The organism is Arthrobacter sp. AL12 (genome assembly GCF_029960645.1).
In the GTDB taxonomy this organism is placed as follows: Bacteria; Actinomycetota; Actinomycetes; order Actinomycetales; family Micrococcaceae; genus Arthrobacter.
The window spans coordinates 95844-104601 of the sequence record NZ_JASBQY010000015.1 but is presented as its reverse complement, the minus strand read 5'-3'; the positions used below and the strand labels follow the sequence as shown (position 1 = coordinate 104601).

The 8758-nt window shown below is 67.0% G+C and carries 9 protein-coding genes and 6 tRNA genes; 11 read left to right on the top strand and 4 right to left on the bottom strand.

From position 1 onward, the window contains the following. Positions 1 to 251 precede the first annotated feature (251 nt). Both QK291_RS15180 and QK291_RS15175 read right to left on the bottom strand, forming a co-directional pair. Positions 252 to 1100, bottom strand: a complete 849-nt coding sequence (locus tag QK291_RS15180) for a cytochrome (RefSeq protein WP_282383375.1) — start codon at positions 1098 to 1100, stop codon at positions 252 to 254. Positions 1101 to 1206: 106 nt separating this feature from the next. Further along, positions 1207 to 1278 (bottom strand) — tRNA-Val (locus QK291_RS15175). Positions 1279 to 1595: 317 nt separating this feature from the next. On the opposite strand from QK291_RS15175, the gene QK291_RS15170 reads away from it, so the two are divergent. The 6 genes from QK291_RS15170 (at position 1596) to QK291_RS15145 (ending at position 2665) form a co-directional block, all read left to right on the top strand. Next, positions 1596 to 1668: transfer RNA gene (locus QK291_RS15170), tRNA-Gly, on the top strand. A gap of 45 nt (positions 1669 to 1713) precedes the next feature. Then, a tRNA-Cys gene (locus tag QK291_RS15165) sits at positions 1714 to 1784 on the top strand. A 39-nt stretch (positions 1785 to 1823) separates the two neighbouring features. Further along, a tRNA-Val gene (locus QK291_RS15160) sits at positions 1824 to 1895 on the top strand. A gap of 59 nt (positions 1896 to 1954) precedes the next feature. Continuing rightward, a tRNA-Gly gene (locus QK291_RS15155) sits at positions 1955 to 2027 on the top strand. 38 nt (positions 2028 to 2065) lie between these two features. Continuing rightward, positions 2066 to 2140 (top strand) — tRNA-Val (locus QK291_RS15150). 255 nt (positions 2141 to 2395) lie between these two features. Continuing rightward, positions 2396 to 2665, top strand: a complete 270-nt coding sequence (locus QK291_RS15145; protein ID WP_282383374.1) for an antitoxin — start codon at positions 2396 to 2398, stop codon at positions 2663 to 2665. A 199-nt stretch (positions 2666 to 2864) separates the two neighbouring features. Here the strand turns inward: QK291_RS15145 and zapE are convergent, their stop codons facing one another. Beyond that, positions 2865 to 3902: a cell division protein ZapE gene (gene zapE, locus QK291_RS15140; RefSeq protein WP_282383372.1), complete on the bottom strand. Its 1038-nt coding sequence runs from the start codon at positions 3900 to 3902 to the stop codon at positions 2865 to 2867. A 231-nt stretch (positions 3903 to 4133) separates the two neighbouring features. Here zapE and QK291_RS15135 point away from each other — a divergent pair, with 231 nt between their 5' ends. The 3 genes from QK291_RS15135 (at position 4134) to ybaK (ending at position 6104) form a co-directional block, all read left to right on the top strand. Continuing rightward, on the top strand, positions 4134 to 5051 hold the full coding sequence (locus tag QK291_RS15135; RefSeq protein WP_282383370.1) for a sulfurtransferase: 918 nt from the start codon (positions 4134 to 4136) through the stop codon (positions 5049 to 5051). A gap of 66 nt (positions 5052 to 5117) precedes the next feature. Continuing rightward, positions 5118 to 5576 carry a SufE family protein gene (locus tag QK291_RS15130; protein WP_282383369.1) on the top strand — a complete coding sequence of 153 codons (459 nt, stop codon included), beginning with the start codon at positions 5118 to 5120 and terminating at the stop codon, positions 5574 to 5576. A gap of 30 nt (positions 5577 to 5606) precedes the next feature. Then, positions 5607 to 6104 (top strand): Cys-tRNA(Pro) deacylase, encoded by a 498-nt coding sequence (ybaK, locus tag QK291_RS15125; RefSeq protein ID WP_282383366.1) that lies wholly within the window; start codon positions 5607 to 5609, stop codon positions 6102 to 6104. On the opposite strand, the gene QK291_RS15120 is transcribed toward ybaK, so the two are convergent. Then, positions 6101 to 7423, bottom strand: coding sequence for an alpha/beta fold hydrolase (locus QK291_RS15120; RefSeq protein ID WP_282383364.1), 1323 nt, complete (start codon positions 7421 to 7423; stop codon positions 6101 to 6103). The genes ybaK and QK291_RS15120 overlap by 4 nt on opposite strands. Positions 7424 to 7542: 119 nt before the next feature. Between QK291_RS15120 and QK291_RS15115 the strand changes: the two genes are divergently transcribed. Together QK291_RS15115 and msrB are read left to right on the top strand one after the other, a co-directional pair. Continuing rightward, entirely contained in the window at positions 7543 to 8031 is a 489-nt protein-coding gene (locus QK291_RS15115) for a hypothetical protein (protein ID WP_282383363.1), read from the top strand. A 14-nt stretch (positions 8032 to 8045) separates the two neighbouring features. Next, positions 8046 to 8558, top strand: coding sequence for a peptide-methionine (R)-S-oxide reductase MsrB (gene msrB, locus QK291_RS15110; RefSeq protein ID WP_282383362.1), 513 nt, complete (start codon positions 8046 to 8048; stop codon positions 8556 to 8558). Positions 8559 to 8758 lie beyond the last annotated feature (200 nt).

Genomic DNA, 8758 nt, shown 5'->3' with positions numbered 1-8758 from the left:
AAACCCCGACGCAACTACTACTTCCGCCCCGCAGACCTCAACACCGCAGCATGACCCTGCGCCCGATAAAGGCCGCAGGCGGTCGGCGGGCAGCGGGCAGCGGGCAGCGGGCAGCGGGCAGCGGGGAGCCTGCACCCCAGCGCAGTTATTAGCTGACGCCGTCACCGGAACGAACAATGGCAGCCGGCGCGAATACTCGCCGACGCCGCCATGCCGGGAGCGCGCGGCGGGCAGGGTCGGCCGAACTGGGACTACCGGGTGATAGGCGGCGGTGCCAGTGGAAGCAGCGCCGTTCCGGCGGCTGTGGTGTCGGCGGACATTTCCCAGACGCGCCGCAGGGCGCAGAACTTCCACCAGTGGTGCTTCAGGACTTCCGGGTTGGCGCGCAGCGGCCGGACTTCGGTTTCGCCGATCGCCACGGCCAGCAGGATCGGGGATTCACCGTGCTGCCAGGCTTCCCACTCCCCTGCTACCGGGTCCACGAGGCTTTCCTCGGCCTTCATGCCGGCCACGAGTTGCATGACTACTTTGTCGTCCAGCGGTTTGACGGTGCCGTCGCGGCTGGTGCCCTTGGTCTTGTAGTCGATGAGGCAGGTCCGGCCATTGATCTTGGCCACAAGGTCCAAGGTGCCGGCGTAACCGACGGTCTTGTTCCAGACGGTAATCTCCGGGGCGATCGGCTCCACCTGGAAGAGCTCCCACCACTCGTCGAAGCGGGCCGCAAACCCTTCCTCACCGTTGGCGGCGAGGGCTTCGCGGGTTTCCTTCATCTGGTGCGGGCGGCCCAGGGCACGCAAGGCCACCTGCTCGCAATAGTTGTGCACCCGGTCACCGCGCTTCGCCGCGTCGTCGCGGTAGGTCTCCGCCGCCTTGGCCGCACGGCTCACTGCCTGGCGCACCTTGGCCGGGCTGCCGAGAATGCCGGGCAGGGTCGGATCCTGGGCAAGGCTGTTGGCGCCCATGTACCCAAACCATCCGTCCAGGCCGTGGGGCTGCTGGCCGATCACCGTGGTGATGGACGGCACGGAGAACTGCTCCGTGGTGGAACGGGCATACATCCGGCCATGGTCCGTGGCGTGGGCAAGAAGTGGGGCGGTCATGGCAAGACTCTTTCACGGGGCTCTGACAGTGAGGCAAACAGCGTCTCCACTGCACCAACAACAATGGTCCGCCCCGCTCGGTGAGCGGAACGGACCATTTCTTGGGTGGGCGATACTGGGTTCGAACCAGTGACCTCTTCGGTGTGAACGAAGCGCGCTACCACTGCGCCAATCGCCCCAATGCCATTGAATGCTAGCCCACCCCGGCGGAATTCAGAAATCGGAGCAGTGTGTCCCGCCGAAGTCCCCGAATGAGTCCTCCACCGGAGAGTCTGCGACCTCCGGCAAGCAACCGGAGCCGCGTGGGAACCGGACGGAAAACAAGGGCGAATTACAGAGCTGTAATTTGCAAGAACCTCTAGAACTCAACGATGCAGCGCTCCCCGGGACCGCCGCCGTCGTTCCGATTTGTAAGTTCCCTGAACCTCCTATAGAGTTCTTACTCGTTGGAACGCGAGGAAATGCCGATTGCGGCAGAGAATTGCAGACAATATTGCGGACGTAGCTCAGCTGGTAGAGCACCACCTTGCCAAGGTGGATGTCGCGAGTTCGAATCTCGTCGTCCGCTCGCAGGACACTGTCACGGTAAGGTTCCCCGGAATCCTATCTACACGGTGGGTTGGCCGAGAGGCGAGGCAGCGGCCTGCAAAGCCGTTAACACGGGTTCGAATCCCGTACCCACCTCGGTGAAAACCCTGGTTTCCGGTTTCGACCGGATGCAAGGGGCGATTGGCGCAGCGGTAGCGCGCTTCCCTGACACGGAAGAGGTCACTGGTTCGATCCCAGTATCGCCCACTAAAGCAAGGCAACTTGCTTGATGCAGTACCACCGGCCCAGCCGGCATGGACTAAAATGCGGACGTAGCTCAGCTGGTAGAGCACCACCTTGCCAAGGTGGATGTCGCGAGTTCGAATCTCGTCGTCCGCTCTCTTCATTACAACTCCACTCCGGATCCTTCCGGTTGCGGGCGATTGGCGCAGCGGTAGCGCGCTTCCCTGACACGGAAGAGGTCACTGGTTCGATCCCAGTATCGCCCACCACGAGAGCAGCTCTCCGGAGCTGCTATTTTTTGTGCCCTGCCGCCCCTGGGCGCAGCTGGGGTGCCCAAGGCCCGGATCCCCGGCCCGGTGGGGCCGATACACCCTGTGCATCCGGCCCGGTGGGGCCGATATACCCTGTGCATCCGGTCCGGCAGCTTTTACCCTCTGGGCGGACACCCTTGGCACCCCCTTCGCCGCCCGCTAGGGTAGAAACCGCTAGGAGCGATCTGGCTCCGCGACCGAAGGGAGGTGCCCGTGGGTTTGCTTGACGATCTAAAGGGCAAGGCTCAGAAAGTAATTGGTGGCAACGAACAAGCCATCAAGGACGGCATCGTAAAAGCCGGCGATTTCGTCGACTCCAAGACCGGCGGAAAGCACGCCGAGAAAATCGATGCCGTGCAGCGAGGCGCTTCCGACTTCGTGGACAAGGCGAACAACCGGCCGAATACGCCGCCGGCCGCCGATCAGAATCCCGTCGCCGGAGAGCCCCCCGTTGCCGGGGAACCCCGCCAGCCAGGCCTCTGACCCAGGTACGTCAGCGAGGTGCCGGTCCCGCCGAGAGGTGGCGCCGGCACCTCCGGCGTTTAACGGCACCTAGCGGTGCCGAGCGGTGCTTCGTGGCGTCCAACGGCGTCGAAGGGCGCTTAACGATCAACGCGGGGTCACCTCTGGCCCATCCCTTACGTCAGGATGGGCCAGAGGTGACCCCGCGTTGCTTGAAGAGTCAGGAGGGCTCGTGGTTCTGGCCTTCACGGGCCAGCGCGGTGAGCCGCGAGACGGCGCGGAAGTACTTCTTCATGTACCCGCCGGTCATCATTTCCTCGGTGAAGAGCTGGTCGAACGGCACACCGCTGGCCAGGATCGGCACGTCCTTGTCGTAAAGCCGGTCCGCGAGCACCACAAAGCGCAACGCAACGGCCTGCTCAGTGATGGTGTGGACGTTCTTCCAGACCACGCCCTCGATCCCGTCGAGCATCTGCCGGTACCGGCTCGGGTGGACGCCGGCCAGGTGGTTGATCAGCGTGCTGAACTCGTCACGGGCCACCGTCTTGCCGAGGAACTCCTGCTGCATGTGGTGCGTCAGCTGGTCGTTCGGCAGCGGCAGCGGCGCGGCGGGCAGGCCGCGGTGGCGGAAGTCCTCGCCATCGATCCGGACGACGTCGAACTGGTCCGCCAGCACCTGGATCTCCCGGGCGAAGTCGACGGCGGCGAACCGGCCGTCGCCGAGGGACCCCGGCAGGGTGTTGGAGGTGGCCGCGAGCTTGACACCGGCGTCGGCCAGCTCGCGCATCAGGCGGGACATCAGTACCGTGTCGCCCGGATCATCGAGTTCGAATTCGTCGATGCAGACCAGTTTGTAGTGGCTCAGGGCCTCCACTGTCTTGCGGAAGGACAGCGCCCCGACCAGGTTGGTGTACTCGACGAAGGTGCCAAAGGCCTTCGGTCCCGGGGCGGCGTGCCACAGCGAGGCGAGCAGGTGGGTCTTGCCGACGCCGAATCCGCCGTCGAGGTAGATCCCGGCGCGGGACATGTCCTTCTTGCCGAAGAGGCGCTTGAAGAGCCCGTCGCCGTCGCGCGCACCAACGTTGGCCGCAAATCCCGACAGCGCCCTGACCGCGGCGGCCTGGCTGGGCTGCTCCGGATCCGGCCGGTAGCTGGAAAACGAAACCTCACCGAAGCGCGGCGACGGATAAAACCCGTTGAGGAGTTCATCTACTGAAACTGCCGGGGTGCGGGCGGCGAGCTGTTCGATCTGTACCAAGGTGGTCCGTTCTGCTGGTCTCTTGTCCCCAGAAAGAATACCGGCAATGCGCGCACCAGCCCGTCGGCGCCCGCGGGACGGGCGGGCAGCACGTGACGAAGACCATATTTCCGAGTGTGAACCCTGGGGGGAATTACCGGCGGGGCGTGGCTAGTGTTGGAGAAGGCCCGGCGCCGCGCTCGATCCTTCCATGGCCCGGCCTCCTGACCGTTTCAGTGAAAGGCCACCACAATGCCCTACCCCGTTGAGCAGAACGAGAAGTTCGCCGCCTACGCCCACCCCCAGCGGCTCGTGTCCACCGAGTGGCTGGCCGCCGCCATCGATTCCGGTGCCCTCGCTGACGGAAAGCTCGTCGTGGTGGAGTCCGACGAGGATGTGCTGCTCTACGAGATGGGCCACATCCCCGGCGCGGTCAAGATCGACTGGCACACGGACCTGAACGACGAGGTCACCCGCGACTACGTCGCCGGCGCAGCGTTCGCCGCCCTCGCCGCGGCCAAGGGAATCTCCCGCGACAGCACCGTCGTCATCTACGGCGACAAATCCAACTGGTGGGCGGCCTATGCCCTCTGGGTCTTCGAGCTCTTCGGCCACGAGGACGTCCGGCTGCTCGACGGCGGCCGGGACAAGTGGATCGCCGAGGGCCGCGCCCTCACCACGGATAAGCCCGCGGTCACCCCCGGCGAGTACCCCGTCGTCGAGCGCAACGACGCCCCGATCCGCGCCTTCAAGGACGACGTGCTGGCCCACTTCGGCAAGCCGCTGATCGATGTCCGGTCCACCGAGGAATACACCGGCCAGCGCACGCACATGCCCGCCTACCCCGAGGAAGGCGCCCTGCGCGGCGGACACATCCCCACCGCGGCCTCCATCCCGTGGGCCCGGGCGGCCGCCGAGGACGGCACCTACCGGACCCGCCCCGAACTGGAGGCGCTGTACCTGGGCGAGGCCGGGCTGCAGGAAGGCGACGACGTCGTAGCGTACTGCCGCATCGGCGAGCGTTCCAGCCACACCTGGTTCGCCCTCAAGTACCTGCTGGGCTTCGAGACGGTCCGCAACTACGACGGCTCCTGGACCGAGTGGGGCAACGCCGTCCGCGTCCCGATCGTCAAGGGCAGCGACCGCGGCACGGTTCCGGCCGCCAAGTAGCCGCCGCCAATGCACGCTGCTGCCGCGGCCGGGACACAATCGCCGCGCGTGCGTAAGCTGGAAGAGATGAATACTGTTGCCCTCCCCCCCGCACTGGCGGAAATTGTTGATGACTTCCAGGCCGTCACCGAACCCGAACGGCTCCAGCTGCTGCTCGAGTTCTCCCGTGAACTCCCGGAGCTCCCGGACCGGCTCAAGGACCACCCGGAACTGATGGAGCAGGTGGTCGAGTGCCAGTCGCCGCTGTTCCTGACCATCGAAACGGAAGCGTCCGACGGCGGCGCGGCCGACAGAGTCCGGCTCTACTTCAAGGCACCACCCGAAGCCCCCACCACCCGCGGCTTCGCCAGCGTCCTTCACGAGGGCCTCGACGGGCTGCGCCCCGCGGAGATCCTGGCGGTTCCTGACGACATGCCGGAGCTGCTCGGCCTCACCCGGGCCATCACGCCGCTGCGGATGCGCGGGATGACAGCGATGCTGGGCCGGATCAAGCGCAAGGTTGCTGCCCTCCCGCAGCAGCCCTAAGCCACCCGGCCCCGCAGGCACCCGGACCGAATGGCACGCAAACAGGCTTCACAGGGAACCCCGGCCACCGCAACACTGGCGGCCGCCGGGGTTCCCTTCGTCGCCCACCCCTACAGCCATGACCCGGCGGCGGCCAGCTACGGGCTGGAGGCCGCGAAGGTGCTCGGCGTCGATCCGGCCCGGGTGTTCAAGACACTGATGGTCGACGTCGACGGCCGGCTGGCCGTCGGCGTCGTGCCCGTGAGCGGGAACCTGGACCTCAAGGCGATGGCGGCCGTGCTGGGCGGGAAGAAGGCAACCATGGCCGACCCGGCGGCCGCCGAGCGCCGCACGGGCTATGTGCTCGGGGGCATCTCGCCGCTGGGACAGCGGCAGCCCTCCCCCACGGTTGTCGATGACAGCGCCCTCGGCCAGGACACCATCCTGGTGTCGGGCGGGCGGCGCGGACTGGACATCGAGCTGAGCCCCGCCGAACTGATCCGGCTCACCGGGGCGCACACGGCGCGGATCGGCACCGGCAGGACTTAACCGGCAGCAGGGGCCGGGGGATCCTGCTGGCCCGGATTCGGGCGGGGCGCAATCCGCTGCCCCAGCCAGGCTGCAACCAGCCGTTCCCAGCGCTCCGGATCCACGTTCCATTCCTTGGTGTGCCGGGCGCGGTCGAACATCTCGAAGGTGACCATCTCCGGGTTCTTCTCGGCCAGGGCAGCGGACGGGCCGTAGGGCACGTATTCGTCATCGACGCTGTGGATGATCAGCGTGGGCGTGCGCAGTTCCACGGCCCGGGACACCCAGTCCATCGCTTTCAGGTCCACCGGAGCGGCGAGGCCGGTCAGCCGCCGGCCCAGCTTGTGGCTCATCATCAGCTGCCCATACCTGCCCACCGCCGACGGGATGCGGTTGAGCTCGGCGTGGTGTGCCAGCACGTTCACCCAGTTGATGACCGGGGCGTCGAGCACCATGGCCCGGATCAGGTGGTGATACCGCGATAAATCGGCGGTCTGGAGGCAGATGGCGCCGCCCATGGACCAGCCAAAGAGCACCACTTCACGGGCCCCCTGTGCCAGGGCAAAGCCGATGGCCGCCTCGACGTCGCGCCACTCGGTGGAGCCCAGCCCGTAGCGTCCGTCCTGCGCCGAGGGCGCCAGGCCGTCATTGCGGTAGGTGATCAGCAGGCTGGACATGCCCAGTTCCCGGGCCGTCCGGACAGCGCGCAGGCACTCCTGCCGGCTCGCGCCGCGGCCGTGGACCATAATCGCCCAGATGCCGGATTCCTGCGGCGCCCGGACCAGCCACGCCGGGGCGGTCCCGCCCTCGACCTCGATTTCCACGTCTTCGGAGGCCAGGCCGATGCTGGCAGGGTCCGGGTAGGCCGCCCCGCTCCAGTAGCCGCGGCGCGTCGCGCTGAGGTCGCCGCTGTAGACGGCCTCGACTTCGCGCTGCACCGTGCGTTCCGCCGGCGAATAGGACACGATCCGGCCGATCCGGGCGTGTCCCCGGCCGGCGTCGAAGATCAAACCGTAGACGCCCTCGACCGTCGCCTCGGGCGTCGCGGCGAGGATGACCTGCAGCCGGTGCCCTCCGCGGATCACCGCCAGAACCTCCTGGTCCTCCTCGCGGACCCGGGCGGGGGTGATCACGCGGCGGGCGAAATAGAGGGCCAGTGCGGAGGACCCGGCGGCGAGCAGCCCGGCCGCGGCACTCCCGCCGATGATGCCGCCCAGGGCCCACTTGGCGCTGCCCGGGACCGCAACTTCGCTGGCGGAGTCCGCGACGGCGCGGGCAGCTTTTCCACGGACGGTGGAGATCAGCTGCGGGTCCGGCAGGAGGCGTGAGGAGGAAGCCATGGCACCATTCTTACCGAACTCACCGCGCGGAGTGGCATCCGGGACGTCAGGGACTCCCGGCGGCGGGCACACGGGCGCCAATCCGTGCGGGCCCAGCGGGGCACGGCTAGGCTGGGGGCATGAGTGATCCAATCGTCATCCTGACAGAAGAGCCCCTGGGCGCGGACGACCGCGTCAACATCGAAACCCTGCTCGCTGGGGGTGATGCACCGCTGGTGGTCCTGGTCCCCGCCAGCACGGAGCGGCACCTCCTGGTGGATTTCCTGGAGAACCTCTCCCTGCTGGAAATCTCCAAGGCCTTCCATGAACTGACGGCACACTCCGATCCGGCCGGGGAACGCGCCGAAGCCGCCGAAACCCTGGCCGTCTCCCTCGCGGCCCTGGCCGGACTCGGCAGCGGCGTGACCGGCGAAATCGTTGAGGGCAAGGCCGTCGACAGCATGGTTGCCAGGGTCAAGGAACTCGGCGCCGGGCAGGCTGTGGTGATTACCCGCCCGCACGCTGTCGCGGATACCTTCCATACCGACTGGGCCACCAAGGCCCAGGACAAGCTGGGCCTGCCGGTCCTGCATCTCTACGCCGGATCGGGATTTATCGGGGACTCCTAAGCGTTATTGAGGCTATGAGCATCTTTAGTAACAGGCCAAAAGTCACGCCCGTCGCCGCCCCCGCCGGGTCCGACACCGACAGCACCACAGAAGGCAGCACCGCGCCGGCAGGTACATCCCCGACCGAAAAGACCGACGAGCAGTGGCGCCAGGAGCTGACGCCCGAGGAGTACCGTGTGCTCCGCCAGGCGGGCACCGAGCGGCCCTATACCGGCGAGTACTGGGATACCCACACCGCCGGCGTCTACCAGTGCCGCGCCTGCGGCTCGGAACTCTTCACCAGCCAGGAGAAGTTCGACTCGCACTGCGGGTGGCCCTCCTTCTGGGCTCCGCTCGCGGACGGCACGGTCAGGTACATCCACGACCGCACCCTGGGGATGGAACGCGTCGAGGTCCGTTGCGCCAACTGCGATTCGCACCTGGGCCATGTCTTTGAGGGCGAGGGCTACGGAACCCCGACCGACCAGCGCTTCTGCATCAATTCCGTCTCCCTGAAGCTGGTCTCAACGGACGACGCCAAGCAGTAGCCCGGCGCCCTGGCCGGGTCTTTCCGGGGCCCCGCCTGGAGCCGCCACAGCCGCGCCGGCGGGGGTCCTCGGCATTGTGGCCAGCCCCTCGGCCGCATTCGGGCCAGCCCCTCTTCCACTGGAGCTGATCCGGGCTGCACGGCCCACTTGCCACAGACTTTCTTACGCTCAGGCCTATTTTGCATTAGGGCTCCTGTTTG